Annotated in this window: 13 protein-coding genes; 4 read left to right on the top strand and 9 right to left on the bottom strand. The window is 76.5% G+C overall.

The window, feature by feature from the left end; translation table 11 throughout:
- Positions 1-100: 100 nt before the first annotated feature.
- From hpt to dacB, 4 genes are all read right to left on the bottom strand, one after another.
- On the bottom strand, positions 101-652 hold the full coding sequence (hpt, locus tag CLV92_RS14170) for a hypoxanthine phosphoribosyltransferase (RefSeq protein WP_104433679.1): 552 nt from the start codon (positions 650-652) through the stop codon (positions 101-103).
- A 39-nt stretch (positions 653-691) separates the two neighbouring features.
- On the bottom strand, positions 692-1,729 hold the full coding sequence (gene tilS, locus CLV92_RS14165) for a tRNA lysidine(34) synthetase TilS (RefSeq protein ID WP_104433677.1): 1,038 nt from the start codon (positions 1,727-1,729) through the stop codon (positions 692-694).
- Positions 1,726-2,892, bottom strand: a complete 1,167-nt coding sequence (locus CLV92_RS14160; RefSeq protein ID WP_104433675.1) for a zinc-dependent metalloprotease — start codon at positions 2,890-2,892, stop codon at positions 1,726-1,728. Before CLV92_RS14160 ends, tilS begins: the two co-directional genes overlap by 4 nt.
- Positions 2,893-3,004: 112 nt before the next feature.
- Complete coding sequence (gene dacB / locus CLV92_RS14155; protein WP_158257252.1) at positions 3,005-4,567, bottom strand: D-alanyl-D-alanine carboxypeptidase/D-alanyl-D-alanine endopeptidase; 1,563 nt, start codon at positions 4,565-4,567, stop codon at positions 3,005-3,007.
- Between the two features lie 187 nt (positions 4,568-4,754).
- Between dacB and CLV92_RS14150 the strand changes: the two genes are divergently transcribed.
- Positions 4,755-5,243: an inorganic diphosphatase gene (locus tag CLV92_RS14150; RefSeq protein WP_104433671.1), complete on the top strand. Its 489-nt coding sequence runs from the start codon at positions 4,755-4,757 to the stop codon at positions 5,241-5,243.
- 234 nt (positions 5,244-5,477) lie between these two features.
- The gene (locus CLV92_RS14145; protein WP_245886816.1) at positions 5,478-5,960 is read left to right on the top strand and encodes a MerR family transcriptional regulator; all 483 of its coding nucleotides are present in this window, start codon (positions 5,478-5,480) and stop codon (positions 5,958-5,960) included.
- A gap of 76 nt (positions 5,961-6,036) precedes the next feature.
- Here the strand turns inward: CLV92_RS14145 and CLV92_RS14140 are convergent, their stop codons facing one another.
- Genes CLV92_RS14140 through CLV92_RS14130 form a run of 3 tightly spaced genes read right to left on the bottom strand, consistent with a single transcriptional unit; the run spans position 6,037 to position 9,454 of the window.
- Positions 6,037-6,909, bottom strand: a complete 873-nt coding sequence (locus tag CLV92_RS14140) for an SMP-30/gluconolactonase/LRE family protein (protein WP_104433670.1) — start codon at positions 6,907-6,909, stop codon at positions 6,037-6,039.
- A gap of 35 nt (positions 6,910-6,944) precedes the next feature.
- Entirely contained in the window at positions 6,945-7,715 is a 771-nt protein-coding gene (locus CLV92_RS14135; protein WP_104433668.1) for a response regulator, read from the bottom strand.
- The gene (locus CLV92_RS14130) at positions 7,712-9,454 is read right to left on the bottom strand and encodes a sensor histidine kinase (protein ID WP_211291130.1); all 1,743 of its coding nucleotides are present in this window, start codon (positions 9,452-9,454) and stop codon (positions 7,712-7,714) included. The genes CLV92_RS14135 and CLV92_RS14130 overlap by 4 nt, the downstream gene beginning before the upstream one ends.
- A gap of 80 nt (positions 9,455-9,534) precedes the next feature.
- On the opposite strand from CLV92_RS14130, the gene CLV92_RS14125 reads away from it, so the two are divergent.
- Complete coding sequence (locus CLV92_RS14125; RefSeq protein WP_104433666.1) at positions 9,535-10,947, top strand: cation:dicarboxylate symporter family transporter; 1,413 nt, start codon at positions 9,535-9,537, stop codon at positions 10,945-10,947.
- A gap of 101 nt (positions 10,948-11,048) precedes the next feature.
- Here CLV92_RS14125 and metX read toward each other — a convergent pair whose 3' ends face one another.
- Positions 11,049-12,293, bottom strand: a complete 1,245-nt coding sequence (metX, locus tag CLV92_RS14120; protein ID WP_104433664.1) for a homoserine O-acetyltransferase MetX — start codon at positions 12,291-12,293, stop codon at positions 11,049-11,051.
- Entirely contained in the window at positions 12,290-13,651 is a 1,362-nt protein-coding gene (locus tag CLV92_RS14115; RefSeq protein ID WP_104433662.1) for a bifunctional o-acetylhomoserine/o-acetylserine sulfhydrylase, read from the bottom strand. The genes metX and CLV92_RS14115 overlap by 4 nt, the downstream gene beginning before the upstream one ends.
- A gap of 435 nt (positions 13,652-14,086) precedes the next feature.
- Between CLV92_RS14115 and CLV92_RS14110 the strand changes: the two genes are divergently transcribed.
- Positions 14,087-15,262 carry an RtcB family protein gene (locus CLV92_RS14110; protein WP_104433660.1) on the top strand — a complete coding sequence of 392 codons (1,176 nt, stop codon included), beginning with the start codon at positions 14,087-14,089 and terminating at the stop codon, positions 15,260-15,262.
- Positions 15,263-15,371: the final 109 nt, after the last annotated feature.

Here is a 15,371-nt window from a genome sequence, read left to right as displayed (position 1 = left end):
CACCGCGCACCTGGCACGGGTGCTGTCGCGGAGACCGGCGCTCAGGGACTGCAACGACGGCGGTGGCCCGCCGGTTCCGCGGCGCCGGCCGCGGACGGGGTCAGCTGTAGACGTGCGGGGCGAGGGTGCCCACCGCGTCCAGGTTGCGGTAGCGGTCGGCGAAGTCGAGGCCGTAGCCCACGACGAACTCGTTGGGGATGTCGAAGCCGACGTACGCCACGTCCACGTGGACCTTCGCGGCGTCCGGCTTGCGCAGCAGCGTGCACACCCGCACCGACGCGGGCTCGCGCGAGCTGAGGTTGGCCAGCAGCCACGACAGGGTCAGGCCCGAGTCGATGATGTCCTCCACGACGAGGACGTGGCGGCCGGAGATGTCGGCGTCGAGGTCCTTGAGGATGCGGACCACCCCCGAGGAGCGGGTGCCGGAGCCGTAGGAGCTGACCGCCATCCAGTCCATCGCCACGGGGATGCGCATGGCGCGGGACAGGTCCGCCATCACCATGACGGCGCCCTTCAGCACGCCCACCAGCAGCACGTCCTTGCCCGCGTAGTCGCGGTCCAGCTCCGCCGCCAGCTCCTGCACGCGGGCAGCGATCTGCTCCTTGGTCAGCAGGACCCTCTCGAGGTCCGTCCCGACGTCCTGGGCGTCCACCCCGTGCCTCCTCGACTGCTCGCTGCCCGGCGACCCGCGTCAGGTCCCCGGCGTCCTGGCTCGGAGCGGTTCCCGGGGCCGGGCACCGCGCTCCACGCGCAGCCTGCCACACGAACGCCGCAGCTCCAGACCCCCCGGCAGCGCCACCGGCCCCTGCCCGCGCCAGTCCAGCAGCAGGGCGTCGGCGGCGTCGACGTGCACCGCGGCCAGCGCCCCGGCGGGAGCACCGGCCGCCAGCGCCAGCCGCCGCAGCAACCGCCGCCGCAGCGCCGCCGGCTGCGCCGCCAGGTCGGCCACCGCGGCGGAGGCACCGCCGGCGGGTTCGACGCGCACGGCCGAGGCGGCGAGGGCGTCGGTCAGGGCGTCCAGCGCGTCGGCGTCGTCGCGCAGGGCGCGGGCGGTGCGGGCCAGGGCGGCGGCGGCACCCGGGCCGAGCTCGGCCTCCAGCACCGGCAGGACGCGGTGGCGCACCCGCGCGCGGGCCAGGGCGGCGTCGGCGTTGGCCGGGTCCTCCCACGGCACCAGGCCCGCGTCGGCGCAGGCGGCCCGCACCACCGAGCGGGGCAGCTCCAGCAGGGGACGGCGCCACCGTCCGCGCACCGCCGGCATCCCCGCGAGGCTGCGCGCCCCCGACCCGCGCGCCAGCCCCAGCAGGACGCTCTCCGCCTGGTCGTCGCGGGTGTGCGCGAGCAGGACGGCCTCCGCCCCGTGCGCGACGGCTGCGGCCTCCAGGGCGGCGTAGCGGGCGTCGCGGGCCGCGGCCTCCGGGCCCCCGGCGCGGCCCACCGCCACCGCGACCACGTCGACGGGCTCCAGACCGAGACCCCGGCACTGGCCGGCCGCGGCCTCGGCGACCGCCGCCGAGCCCGGCTGCAGCCCGTGGTCCACGACGACGGCGCCCGTGGCGAACCCGGAGCGTGCCGCGGCGAACGCGGCACCGGCGGCCAGGGCGAGGGAGTCGGCGCCCCCGCTGCACGCCACGAGGACCACCCGTCCGGAGCACTCGCGGCGCAGCAGGGCGAGGTCCTCGCGGACCGCGCGGCGCACCGCGGCGGTGGCCGGGGAGGGCCCGCTCATCCGTGGACGCGACGCACCCAGGCCGCCGGGTCGGCGATCTCCGCGGGCGTGGGCAGCGTGTGCGGCCCCTGCCAGACCGCGTTGACCCCCTCCATGCCGACCTCGGCCACGACCCCGCGCACGAAGCGCGCGCCGTCGGCGTACTGCCTCGTCTTGGCGTCCAGGCCCAGCAGCCGGCGGGTCACCTGGTCGAGCCCGCCGCGCCCGCGGCGGCGCTGCGTGAAGCGCTTGCGGATCCGGGCCACGGAGGGCACGACCTGCGGGCCGACGTCGTCCATCACGACGTCGGCGTGGCCCTCCAGCAGCGACATCACGGCCACCATCGAGCGCACCCGCTCGCGCTGGCTCGGCGACTGCACGAGGTCCAGCACCCCGGTGCCGGGGCCGTCGTCGCCCCCGCGCAGCAGCTCGGGCAGCCGGCGGACGACGTCCTGCAGGCGCTCGGCGAGGGCCCGGGGCTGGCCGAGGAGGTCCGCGGCGAGGCTCCGGGCCTCCTCGAGCACCCAGCCGCGCAGCCACGGGTTCGCCCCGAACTGCAGGCGGTGGGTCTCCTCGTGCAGGCACACCCAGAGCCGGAAGTCGGCCGGCGGCACGTCGAGCTCCCGCTCCACCTGCAGCACGTTGGGGGCCACGAGCAGCAGGCGGCCGGGGCGGCCCTCGTCCGCGCCGGAGAACGCGTCGAACTGCCCGAGCACGCGGCTGCCGAGGACGGCGAGCAGGCCCCCCAGCTCCGCGCCGGTGGTGCGCCGTCCCACCGCGACGGCGGCCCGGTCCAGCGGCACGGCACGCGGGCCGCGCCGCTCGGGCAGCGGCACCCGCACGGGGCCGAGCAGGGCCTCGAAGCCCTCGACGTTGGCGCGGGCCCAGGAGGCCCGGTCGACGACGAGGACGGGGCCCTCCGCCACGTCCGGGTCGCGCTGCAGGCGGGCGACCTCCGCGACGGGCCCGACGGCGGCGAGGGCGCTGGCGCGCAGGGCGGCGACGGCGTCGTCGGCCTCGTCGCGGCTGACGGCGGGGCCGGGGCGCACCAGCCGGGCGGCCGTGCGGGCGGCGAGCTCGAAGTCGACGAGGGAGCCCACCGCCACGGTGGTCGCGCCCGCGCCGGCCCCTGCTGCGCCGTGCGCGGGGTGGGTGGTGTCCTGCCCGTCCGTGCCCGCTGTCATGCCGTCACGCTACGCGCCGCGCAGGGCGGCCGCGCCCGCACCAGGCGCCACCGGTGCACCAGGAGCCACCTCCGCCGCTGCCGTCCCGGGAGCACCGCGCGGCGCATCCGGCTCAGCGGCAGCCGCACTCCACGAGGACGGCCGCGATGCGGTCCATGGCGCGCCGGGCGGCCAGCGTCCCCCCGGACGGCACCGCGTCCGCCATCACGGCGAAGGCGAGCAGCTGCCCGTCGGTGGTCCGCAGCAGCCCCGCCAGGGAGGTGACGCCGTTGAGGGAGCCGGTCTTCGCCCGCACCACACCCGCCGCGGGTGCGGCCGGGGGCTGCTCGAAGCGCTCCGCGAGGGTGCCGGTCGCCTGCGCCACGGGCAGCCCGGTGAGCGTCGCCCGCAGCTCCGGGTGGGCGTCGGAGGCCGCCGCGGCGAGGACGCCCGTGAGCGTGCGGGCGGGCACCGTGCTGCTGCGGCCCAGTCCGCTCGTGCCGACGAGGTGCACGCCGTCGACCGGCACCCCCAGGGCGGCGACCTCCGCGCGCACCGCCGCCGAGGCGCCGTCGAAGGTGGGCGGCAGGCCCCGCTCGCGGGCGATGAGGCGGCCCAGCGCCTCGGCGGAGACGTTGTCGCTCGTGGCGAGCATCCACTCCACCTGCTCGGCCACCGGTGCGGAGGAGACGGCGGCGAGCTCCTCGGCGCCCGCGGGGGCGGGGGCGCGCAGCACGGGGCCGGCGACCTCGACGCCGTGCTCGGCCAGGCGCTCGGCGAACGCCTCGGCCGCGGCCATCGCCGGGTCCGGGTGCCGCGGCGCGACGGGTGCCGGGCGCAGCCTGCCGGCGTCCACCGCGAGGGCGGAGACGGGTGCGACGAAGCCGCTGCCGACGTCACCGGGCGCCCAGCCGGCGGAGAGGCCCGGGCCCTGGAACGCCGTGTCGTCGACGCGCACGGAGACCACCGGCCGGTCCTGGGCCCGCAGGGCCGCGGCGGTCTCGGCGGCGAGGTCCCCCAGCCCGGCGCGGCCCAGGACCCGGTCGGGGTCGCCGGCGCCGGCGGCGAGCAGGACGTCGCCACCGCCGACGAGGACGACCTCGCCGGGCACGGCGCCCTGGACGACGCGGGTGCGCAGCACCGTGGCGGGGCCGAGGGCCCGCAGGGCGGCGGCCGCGGTGAGGACCTTCACCGTCGAGGCCGGGGTGCGGGGCACGGCGGCCTGCACGTCGAGCAGCGCGCGCCCGTCCGTGGCGTCGAGCACCGAGGCCGACACGCTCGGGCCGAGCGCCGGGTCGGCGAGCAGGGGCCCCAGGACGGCCGCGAGGCCCTCCTCCGACGCCGCGGGTGCGTCCTCCTCCAGCGGGGGCAGCACCGCCGGGGCCGCGGTGGGCGGCACCACGGCGGCGGGGGCGGTGGGCAGCGGGGCGGCGGTGGGGGCGGAACGGCGGGTGAGGGGCCCGGGCGCGACGTCGGCGGCGTCGAGGGCGGCGTAGCCGGCGAGCAGGAGGACCACCCCGCCCGCGGCGCCGAGGGCGGTGGCGAGGGGACGGCGACGGCGGACGCGGGCCCCCTCCGCCGTGGGCCCCGGCGCGGACTGCTCGGCCTCCGACGCGGGCGGCTCGGCGGGAGGTGCGGCCTCGGGCGCCAGCGGCTCGGCGGGCTGCTCCGGTGGGGGTGCTCCGTGCGCCGGCACAGCCGTCTCCCGCCCTCGTCGCTCCGCGCGGGCCGCTCCCCCGCCGCGGGGGCCGTGCGCCGTGGAGGGCACGGATTCGGACAGGCTCCGCCCGTGCGGGACACTAGCGCTCCAGCGAGGAGGCCCTCGCCCCGGACGGCGGAGCGACCAGCAGGGTCGACGAGGAGGAGCAAGCGTGACCAAGCCCATGGAGTTCGACGTCACCATCGAGATTCCCAAGGGTCAGCGCAACAAGTACGAGGTGGACCACGAGTCGGGGCGCATCCGCCTGGACCGGATGCTCTTCACCTCCACGCGCTACCCGGCCGACTACGGGTTCATCGAGAACACCCTCGGTGAGGACGGCGACCCCCTGGACGCGCTGGTCATCCTGGAGGAGCCCACCTTCCCCGGCTGCCTGATCAAGTGCCGCGCGATCGGCATGTTCCACATGCGCGACGAGGCCGGCGGCGACGACAAGGTCCTCTGCGTGCCCGCGGGCGACCCCCGCGTCTTCAAGATCCAGGACCTGACCGACGTCAGCGACTTCGACCGGCTGGAGATCCAGCACTTCTTCGAGACCTACAAGGACTTGGAGCCCGGCAAGTCCGTCGAGGGCGCGCACTGGGTGGGTCGCGAGGACGCCGAGGCGGAGATCCGCAACTCGCTGGAGCGGCTGAAGCAGCAGGGGCACTGACCGTCCCGGCCGCGCCGGTCAACGGCGCGGCCGGGCCGTCGAGCCGTGCCGGGACGGCGGCTCCGGGCGGGTGGCGCCTGCCGCGACAGCGCCACCCGTCGTCCGCGGACGACTACGCTCAGGTGGGGCCGCGGCCCCACTGCAGTGGCCCCCTGGAGGGCTGGAGGGAGGGCGGGAGACGTGTCGGAGACCGCGTTGGGAGCCGTGTCGCAGGCCGACTCGGAGGGATCCGCCGTGGACGTCCCGGACCGCATGCAGATCGGCGAGGTGGCGGAACGGCTCGGGCTGAGCCTGCGCACGATCCGCTACTACGACGAGATGGGTCTCGTCACCCCCTCGGCGCGCACCCCGGGGGGGTTCCGGCTCTACACGGAGCTGGACCTCTACCGCCTGTTCGTCATCAAGCGGATGAAGCCCCTGGGCTTCTCCCTGGAGGAGATGCGCGAGCTCCTCACGACCCTCGACGCCCTCGACGGCCGCCTCGAGGCGGGGGCCACCCGTGAGGAGCTCCTGGAGCGGCTGGCCGCCTTCCGGGAGGCCGCCGACAAGCGGGTCGAGGAGCTGCGCCGCCGGCTGATGATGGCCGAGGAGTTCGCGCAGCGGCTGCGCACGGAGACGGCCGCGCGCGCCCCCGGGACCGACGACGAGGCCGCGTCCGTCCCCGTGGACGGGCCGCCGTTGCCCACCCGGCCCGCCCAGGGCCCGGTCGCGGACTGAGGCCCGGTCGCGGACTGAGACCGGCCCCGACCGGGCCCGACGCCTCGGGCCGCACCCGGTCCGGGCGGGCGCCCGCTCAGCCCGCGAAGGGCAGCACCGGCAGGCCCCGCACCCCGGGGCGGAAGGTGAACAGCGAGCCCGCCACCGGCTCGGCGTCGTCGGGCAGGTTCTCCCGCGACGTGGTGATGAAGAGCTGGTCCAGGTCCTCCCCGCCGAAGGTCACCGCCGTGACCTGGGAGGCGCCGGGCACCTCCACCACCCCGTCGAGGGTGCCGTCGGGTGCGTAGCGCCGCACCCCTCCCCCGCCGAAGAGCGCCACCCACACGTAGCCCTCGGAGTCGACGACGAGGCCGTCGGGGTGGCTGCTGCCGTCGTCGTTGACCTGCGCGAACGGGCGGCGGCCGGTCAGCCCCGCGGCGCTGTCGTAGTCGAGGACGTCGATGCGGCCGGTGGGGGTGTCGACGTAGTACGCGCGGGAGCCGTCGGGGCTGAACCCGAGGCCGTTGGAGATGGTCACGCCGCTCCAGGCGACGCCGACCGTGCCGTCGGGGTCCAGCCGGTACACCGTGCCGCGCCCGTCGCCGCGCTCCTCGGCCTGGTCGTAGGCCATGCAGCCGACGTAGAGGCGCCCGTCGGGGTCGCAGCCGCCCTCGTTCATGCGCAGGCCCGCGTCGGCCGCCCACAGCTCGGGCAGCGTGCGCAGGCTCCCGTCGGGCTCCTGCAGCGCGAAGCCGCGCTCGACGGCGATGACCGCGCCACCGCCGGTGCGGGGCCGCACGACGGCCGCGACGTCGCCGACGTGCTCGCGGGACACGCTGCCGTCGGCGCCGAGGGAGAGGACGTCCCCGGCGAGCATGTCCACCCAGCGCAGGCCTCCCCACTGCGGGGACCAGCACGGCCCCTCCGCGTGGTAGGCGACCGGGTCCGTGAGCTGCGAGGCCGTCGACACGTCGCACACCCTAGGGCCAGGCCCCGGGCAGGCGCCTACAGCGGCGTGCGCGGCACGTAGCCGGTCTCGGGGCGTCCCGGCCCGCCGTAGCGGGGGACCTTCCCCACCTGCCCGGTGGAGACGAGGTGCTCCAGGTAGCGGCGGGCGGACTCCCGGGACAGCCCCGTCCGGGTGGCGACCTCCGCGGCGGACAGCCCGGCCCCGCCCTGCGCCTCGCGCAGGGCCGCCACCACGAGCTGCAGGGTGCCGGCGCTGATGCCGCGGGCGGCCTGCTCCGGCGCCTGGGGCCGCAGCTGGGCCAGCGCGGCGTCGATCCGGCCCTGGTCGAGGACGGCCGGTGGTGCGGCGGGCGGGCCGACGACCTGGTCCCGGAACCGGGCGTAGGCGAGGAGCTTGTCGCGCAGGGCGGCGGCCGTGAAGGGCTTCAGCAGGTACTGCACCACCCCGAGGGACACGGCGGCGCGGACGACGGGCAGGTCGCGGGCGGCGGTGACGGCGATGACGTCGACGGGCACCCCGGCGGAGCGGACCGCGCGCAGGACCTGCAGGCCGTCGGCGTCGGGCAGGCCCATGTCGAGCAGCACGAGGTCGACCCCTGCCCTGCCGCCCCCGCTGCCGTCCTCGCGGCTCCGGGCGCCCGGCGCGGTGCTCCCGAGGGCGGCCAGCGCCTCGCGGGCGCTGTGCGCCACCGCCACCACCCGGAAGCCGGCCACCCGGTCGACGAAGGCGCGGTGCGCCTCGGCCACCAGCGGCTCGTCCTCGACGACGAGCACCCGCAGCTCCGTCCCGCCCGGCCGCGCGCTCACGGACCCGCCACCTGGTCGGCCCCCTCATCGGCCCCCTGGCCGGCGACGGGCAGGCGCACCAGCACGCGGCTGCCCGCGCCCGGCTCCGCGGGCAGGGCGCTCACCGACCCGCCGTGGCGGCGCACCACCTGCCCCACGAGCGCCAGCCCGAGCCCGTGCCCGTGCACCGGGTCCGGCCGCAGCCGCTGCGCCTTGCGGGACCAGCCCCGCCGCAGCGCCTCCTCCAGGTCGCCGGCGGCGATGCCCGACCCGGAGTCCGCGACCTCGACCACGCACTCGGGCCCCTCGACGGCGAGCAGCACCCGCACCCAGCGGGGTGCCGGGGCGGCGAGGGCGGCCTCCACGGCGTTGTCGACGAGGTTGCCGAGCACCGTGAGGAGGTCGCGGACCGGCACGGGAGCCGTCGTCAGCGACGTGGCCGGGTCGAGCCGCAGCTCCACCCCCCACTCCGCGGCCTGGGCGCTCTTGCCCAGCAGCAGCGCCGCCACGGCCGGTTCCTCGACCTCGCTGACGAGGAGGTCGGTGAGGCTCTGGGCCACGTCCAGCTCGGCGGTGGCGAAGCGCACGGCGTCCTCCGTCCGTCCCATCTCCACCATCGCGACGACCGTGTGCAGGCGGTTGGCGGACTCGTGCGCCTGGGAGCGCAGGGCCTCGGCGAGGTCGCGGGTCTCGTCGAGGTCGCGGCTCAGCTCCCGCAGCCGCGTGTGGTCGCGCAGGGTCGTGACGCTGCCCAGCACCCGGCCCTCCCACACGGCAGGGGCCTGGTCGACGAGCAGGACGCGGTCGGCGCTGAGGAGCACCTCGTCGCTGGCCCCGCTCCCCTCGAGCAGCAGCGCGCGCAGCGCCGGCGGCAGCGGGAGGCCCTCGACGGCCGTGCCGGGCCCGGCGTCGTCGAGGGCCGGGGCGAGGAGGCGGCGGGCCTCGTCGTTGACCAGCTGCAGCCGCTGCTGCCGGTCCACGACGAGGAGGCCCTCGCCGAGGGCGTGCAGCACGGCCTCGGAGTACTCGTAGAGGCGGGTCAGCTCGGCCGGTTCCATCCCGTGGGTGCTGCGCCGCACCCAGCGGCTGATCGAGACGCTGCCGGCGGCGGCGAGCAGCAGGGCGAGAGCGAGGGCTGCGAGGAGGGCGGGCAGCTGCCGCACGAACGAGCGGCTGATGGCCTCGCGGGTGACGCCCACGGCGACCATGCCGACGACGGGTGCGTCGGCCTCCGTGGAGGCGCGCACGGGGACGACCGCCCGCACGGACGGCCCGAGGGTGCCGGTGAAGGTCTCCGTGAACGCCTCCCCGCGCAGGGCGGGGGCGGTGGTGCCGAGGAAGGTGCGGCCGATCTGGGCGGGGTCGGGGTGGCTGAGGCGGGTGCGGTCGGTGCCCATGACGACGACGAAGTCGGTGCCGGTGGCGCGGCGGACGGCCTCCGCGTACGGCTGGACGGCGGCGCGCGCCGCGGGCGGGGCGCCCTCCAGCGGCAGGGCCGCGGTGACGGCGGGGGCGAGCGCGACGGTGGCGGCGACCCCGGAGGCGCGGGCGGCGGCGGCGCGCTCCTCCGCCTGCCGTGCCTCCCAGAGGACGCCCGCGCCGCCGCCGAGGACGAGGACGGCGAGCACGAGGAGCTGGGCGCGCAGCACCGCACCGGCGATGCCGCGCCGCCGGGACCGGGGTGCGGCGGGTGCGGTGCGCCGCGCGCGCCAGGCCGCGGGCAGTGCCCGCCCGTGACCGGAAGTTGCACAACGTGGCACCGTCACACCCTCTCCCTCAGAGTGGTCTGCAGGACCGGACGCACAGTGGAGTGCGCCCGGCGTCGCAGCAGGAGGAGACAGTGAGCGCTACCGCTCGCCCCGCCGACCCGAACGCGCCGGCGAAGAAGGACCGCACCCACTTCCTGTACATCAGCGTCCTCGTGGCGGTGGCCCTCGGCATCGCCATCGGCCTGCTCGCCCCCGCGTTCGCCCGCGAGCTGAAGCCGCTCGGCACCGGTTTCGTGGCCCTGGTCAAGATGATGATCGCGCCGATCATCTTCTGCACGATCGTGCTCGGCATCGGCTCCGTGCGGAAGGCCGCCCAGGTGGGCCGGGTCGGCGGCATCGCCCTGGCGTACTTCATGGTCATGTCCGGCTTCGCGCTGGTCATCGGCCTGGTGGTGGGCAACGTCCTGCCCACCACGCAGCTGCAGCTGACCGAGGAGATCCGCGGGGAGGGCGCCGAGCGGGCCGGGGAGGCCGCGTCGACGTCGGAGTTCATCCTCGGGATCATCCCGGACACCCTCGTCTCGGCCCTGACGGAGGGCGAGGTGCTGCAGGCGCTGTTCGTGGCCCTGCTGGTCGGCTTCGCGATCCAGGCACTCGGCGAGCGCGGCGAGGGGCCGCTGCAGGCCATCGCCGCGGCACAGCGGGTGATCTTCAAGATCCTCGCCATGATCATGTGGGTGGCTCCCATCGGGGCCTTCGGTGCCATCGCCGCGGTCGTCGGGGAGACCGGCGTCGACGCCCTCGTGAGCCTGGCGTGGCTGATGGGCGGCTTCTACGCCACCTGCTTCCTCTTCATCGTGGTCGTCCTCGGGGTCCTGCTGAAGGCGAGCACCGGGATGTCGATCTTCAAGCTGTTCCGCTACCTCGCCCGGGAGTACCTGCTCATCGTGGGCACCTCCTCCTCGGAGACCGCCCTGCCCCGCCTCATCGCCAAGATGGAGCACGCGGGCGTGCAGCGCACGACCGTCGGGATCGTGGTCCCCACGGGCTACTCGTTCAACCTCGACGGCACGGCCATCTACCTCACGATGGCGTCGCTGTTCATCGCCAACGCCCTGGGCGACCCGCTCTCGATCGGCGAGCAGGTCTCGCTGCTCGTCTTCATGATCATCGCCTCGAAGGGCGCCGCGGGCGTCACCGGCGCCGGCCTGGCGACGCTGGCGGGCGGGCTGTCCTCCCACCGCCCCGAGCTGCTGGAGGGCGTCGGGCTCATCGTCGGCATCGACCGCTTCATGTCCGAGGCCCGTGCGGTGACGAACTTCTCCGGCAACGCCGTCGCCACGCTCGTGATCGGCGCCTGGACCCAGCAGGTGGACCTGGACCGCACCCGCCGGGTGCTGGACGGGGACCTGCCCTTCGACGAGTCGAGCATGAGCAGCGACCCGCACGACCACTCGCCGCGCCCCGACAACGTCGACCTGACGGCGGCCTCCGCCTCGCCCGCCTCGTCCCCGGAGGACGTGGCGCGCGCCCGGCAGCACTGACACCCGCGCAGCACAGGGCCCGGCGCGCAGCCGGGCCCACGAGGAGAGGGCGCCCCGCCGGTGGCGGGGCGCCCTCTCCTCGTCTGCAGTGCGACTGCCGGTCAGGCGCGGCCCGCCGGCGAGCGCCCGGCCCGCTCCCCCAGCTCCAGCGCCTCCAGCACCAGCGGCACGAGCTGGTCCGCCTCCAGCAGGAACCCGTCGTGGCCGAACGGCGAGCGGATGACGCGCAGGCCACCGACGGTCCCGGCGGCCGCCTCGGCGATGAACCGCTGCTCCGCGATCGGGTAGAGGCGGTCGGAGTCCACCCCGGCCACCACCAGCGGCGTGCGGCAGGAGCGCAGGGCCGCCTCCGTGCCGCCGCGGCCGCGGCCGACGTCCCAGGTGTTCATCGCGTCGGTGAGGGCGACGTAGCTGCCCGCGTCGAAGCGGCGGACCAGCTTGTCGGCGTGGTGGTCCAGGTAGGACTGCACCGCGTAGCGGCCCCCGACCTCCGGGACCTCGCCCTCCTGGGCGTCGCGCCCGAAGCGCAGGTGCAGCTCCTCCGCCGTGCGGTACGTCAGCTGCGCGATGCGGCGGGCCAGGCCGAGGCCCGTGTGCGGCCCGCAGCCCGGCGGCAGGTCGTGGTAGTCGCCGCCGTGCCAGCCGGCGTCGGCGCGCACCACCGCGATCTGCGTCGACTGCGTGCCGATCTGGTCGGCGGTCGCGGCGGCGCTGGTGGCCAGCACGAGGGCCGCGCCCACCCGGTCGGGGTGCCCGACGGCCCACTCCAGCGCGCGCATCCCGCCCATCGAGCCGCCGATCACCGTCGCCCAGCGCCCGACGCCGAGGTGGTCGGCGAGCCGGGCCTCGGCCGTGACCTGGTCGGCCACCGTCACGCGCGGGAACGCCGAACCCCACGGCCGGTCAGTGCCCGGGCGGATCGAGGCCGGGCCGGTGCTGCCCTGGCAGCCGCCGAGGACGTTGGCCGCCACGACGAACCAGCGGTCGGTGTCCAGCGCCAGGCCCGGCCCCACCAGGCCGTCCCACCAGCCCGGGGTGGGCTGGCCGGGACCGGCGGGGCCGCTGACGTGGGCGTCACCGGTGAGGGCGTGCAGGACGAGGACCGCGTTGCCGCCGTCGGCGTCCAGCGTCCCCCACGTCTCGTACGCCAGCCGCACCCCGGGCAGCTCGCCGCCGAACTGGAGGGGCAGGGTGCCGAGGTCGGCGAAGCGGCGCCCGGCCACCGGGTCGCCCTCCCGCCAGGCGCCCGTGGCCGCCGGCAGGGGCGCCGTCCGGGCGCTCTGGTCGGGCACCGCCGGACGCGGCAGCGGGCCCGTGGCCTGCGAGGGGTGCGCCACGGCCGTCATGCCGAGGCCGTCGCGGCAGCCCCGGAACCGGCGACGCTGCGCGCGGCGGCGAAGCCGGTCTCGAGGTCGGCGAGGATGTCGTCGACGTGCTCGATGCCCACGGCCAGGCGCACCAGGCCGGGCGTCACCCCGCTGGCGAGCTGCGCCTCCACGTCGAGCTGCGAGTGCGTCGTCGAGGCGGGGTGGATGACCAGCGAGCGCACGTCGCCGATGTTGGCGACGTGGCTGTGCAGCGTCAGGGCGTCGACGAACGCGCGGCCCGCCTCGCGGCCCCCCGCGATCTCGAACGCCAGCACCGCACCCGTCCCCTTCGGCGCGTACTTGCGGCCCCGCTCGTACCAGGGCGAGCCGGGCAGCCCCGCGTAGCGCACGGACTCGACCTGCTCGTGGGCCTGCAGCCACTCCGCGACGCGCTGGGCGTTGGCGACGTGCCGCTCCATGCGCAGGGCGAGGGTCTCGATGCCCTGGGCGATGAGGAACGCGTTGAACGGGGTGGCGGCGGGGCCGAGGTCGCGCAGGAGCTGCACGCGGGCCTTGGCGATGTAGGCGGCCGGGCCGAGCGCATCGGTGTAGACGACGCCGTGGTAGCTCGGGTCGGGGGTGGTCAGGCCGGGGAAGCGGCCGGCGTGGGCGGCCCAGTCGAAGCGGCCGCCGTCGACGATGACGCCCGCGACGGCGGTGCCGTGCCCGCCGAGGTACTTGGTGGCCGAGTGCACGACGACGTCGGCGCCCCACTCCAGCGGCCGCACGAGGTACGGGGTGGCGACGGTGCTGTCCACCACGAGCGGCACCCCGGCGGCGTGCGCGGCCCCTGCGACGGCCTCGATGTCGAGGACGTCACCGGCGGGGTTGGAGATCGTCTCCGCGAAGAAGAGCTTCGTCTCCGGCCGCACGGCCCGCGCCCAGGAGGAGGGGTCGTCCGGGTCGTCCACGAACGTCGCGGAGATCCCGTACTTGGGCAGCGTGTGCCGCAGCAGGTTGTAGGTGCCGCCGTAGAGGCGGGGGCTGGCCACGACGTGGTCGCCGGCCTCGGCGATGTTGAGGATCGCGAGGGTCTCGGCGGCCTGCCCGCTGGCGACCAGCAGGGCCCCGATCCCGCCCTCGAGGGCCGCGATGCGCTCCTCGACGACCGCCTGCGTCGGGTTCATGATCCGCGTGTAGATGTTGCCGGTCTCGGCCAGGCCGAAGAGGGCGGCCGCGTGGTCGGAGTCGCGGAAGGTGTAGCTGGTGGTCTGGTAGATCGGCAGCGCGCGGGCGCTGGTGGCCTCGTCGGGCACCTGCCCGGCGTGCACGGCCAGGGTCTCGAAGCGCAGGGGACGCTCGGGGGCGCGGTCGTGCGCAGGGGTGGGGTCGGTCACGGGGGTCCTCCGGGGACGGGTGGCTGCTGCGCGGGGGCAGCGTCGTGCCGGTCAGGGGCGGGAGCTGACCTGGCGACACCAGCCGTCGAAGAGGTAAGGACGGCGGCCCGGCCAGAACTCGTCGAGGAGCGCGCCGGGAGCCATGTCGCCGATGGTCCTCCACGGGGTGCCCGCGGAGCAACTCCGCTCACCTGCTGGGACGCCGCCCGCACCCTGGCCGCCCCGACGCCTCCCCTCGGGGTCTCCTCCCCCGGGGGCTCCTCCCCCGGGGGCTCCTCCCCCGGGGGCTCCTCCCCCGGAAAGGACCCTTTCCGGGCCCGGAGAGGGCGAAAGGACCCCGGAAAGGGTCCTTTCCGGGGAGGAGAGAGGGGTGGCGGCGCTCCCGGAGGGCGGCGCACGGCCCGTCCGGGGCAGGGTGGGAGCGGGAGGAGAGCCATGGAGAAGATCACCCCGAAGCTGCTCAACTGGGCGTCCGACATCGAGCCCGACACCCTGGAGCAGGCCCGCCGCACCAGCGAGCTGCCCTTCGTGCAGCCGCACCTGGCCCTGATGCCCGACGCCCACCTGGGCAAGGGCGCCACCGTGGGCTCCGTCATCCCCACCGAGCGCGCGATCATCCCCGCCGCGGTGGGGGTGGACATCGGCTGCGGCATGATCGCGGTCCGCAGCCAGTTCTCGGAGGACGAGCTGCGCGCCCGCGGCTCCCGCAAGCGCGGGCTGTCGCCGCTGCGCGAGGCGATCGAGCGGGCGGTGCCGCTGTCCGCCGGTGCCCGCAACCGGAAGGTGCTGCCGTCCGCCGCGCCCCGCGTCGAGGAGCTGCAGGCGATGGCCCGGCGCGACTACGGCGCCGTCCTGGCCCACTGGGACCTGCAGCTCGGCTCGCTCGGCTCCGGCAACCACTTCATCGAGGTGACCCTCGACGAGACCGGCGCGGTGTGGCTGTTCCTGCACTCCGGCTCGCGCGGCATCGGCAACAAGCTCGCCCAGCAGCACATCGCGGTGGCGCGCCGGCTGGCGGAGCGCACCGGGCTCGTGCTGCCGGACATGGACCTCGCCCACCTCGAGGAGGGCACGCCCGAGTTCGACGCCTACCTGCGCGACCTGCAGTGGGCGCAGCACTTCGCGCTGCTCAACCGCGAGGAGATGATGGACCGGGTCGTGGCCTGCCTGGCGGAGTTCATGGGCGCCGACGTGGTCGAGCAGGAGCGCATCAACTGCCACCACAACTTCTCCCAGCCGGAGCGGCACTTCGGCCGGGACCTGTGGATCTCGCGCAAGGGCGCCATCCAGGCCGACGCGGGCCGGCTGGGGCTGGTCCCGGGCTCGATGGGGACGGCGAGCTACGTGGTCCGCGGCCTCGGCAACGAGCTGTCCCTGCACTCCTCCCCGCACGGGGCGGGGCGCAGGCTGTCGCGGACGAAGGCGCGCAAGCAGTTCAGCGTGGCGGAGCTGCGGGAGGCGATGGCGGGCATCGAGTACCGCGACACCGACGCCTTCCTGGACGAGCACCCCCTGGCCTACAAGGACGTCGACCGGGTGATGGCGGACGCCGCCGACCTCGTCGAGGTCCTGCACACGCTGCGGCAGGTGGTGAACGTCAAGGGCGACTGAGGCGGCCGCGCCCCCGCTCGCGGGCGCCCGCCGAGAGCTGCCCGAGCGGACGGCCGGGCGGGCGGGCGAGTGCGCGGGCACCCCCGGCCCCCTAGGGTCACGGGAGGTT

The sequence above is a fragment of the Kineococcus xinjiangensis genome (genome assembly GCF_002934625.1).
Lineage (GTDB): Bacteria > Actinomycetota > Actinomycetes > Actinomycetales > Kineococcaceae > Kineococcus_A > Kineococcus_A xinjiangensis.
Note: the sequence above shows the minus strand (reverse complement) of the source record. Positions and strands in the feature narration are given on the sequence as shown.

Coding starts and splice junctions, on each gene's coding strand:
- tilS (WP_104433677.1), bottom strand. CDS start 1,729: ATGAGCGGGCCCTCCCCGGCCACCGCCGCGGTGCGCCGCGCGGTCCGC.
- CLV92_RS14160 (WP_104433675.1), bottom strand. CDS start 2,892: ATGACAGCGGGCACGGACGGGCAGGACACCACCCACCCCGCGCACGGC.
- CLV92_RS14150 (WP_104433671.1), top strand. CDS start 4,755: ATGGAGTTCGACGTCACCATCGAGATTCCCAAGGGTCAGCGCAACAAG.
- metX (WP_104433664.1), bottom strand. CDS start 12,293: ATGACGGCCGTGGCGCACCCCTCGCAGGCCACGGGCCCGCTGCCGCGT.
- CLV92_RS14110 (WP_104433660.1), top strand. CDS start 14,087: ATGGAGAAGATCACCCCGAAGCTGCTCAACTGGGCGTCCGACATCGAG.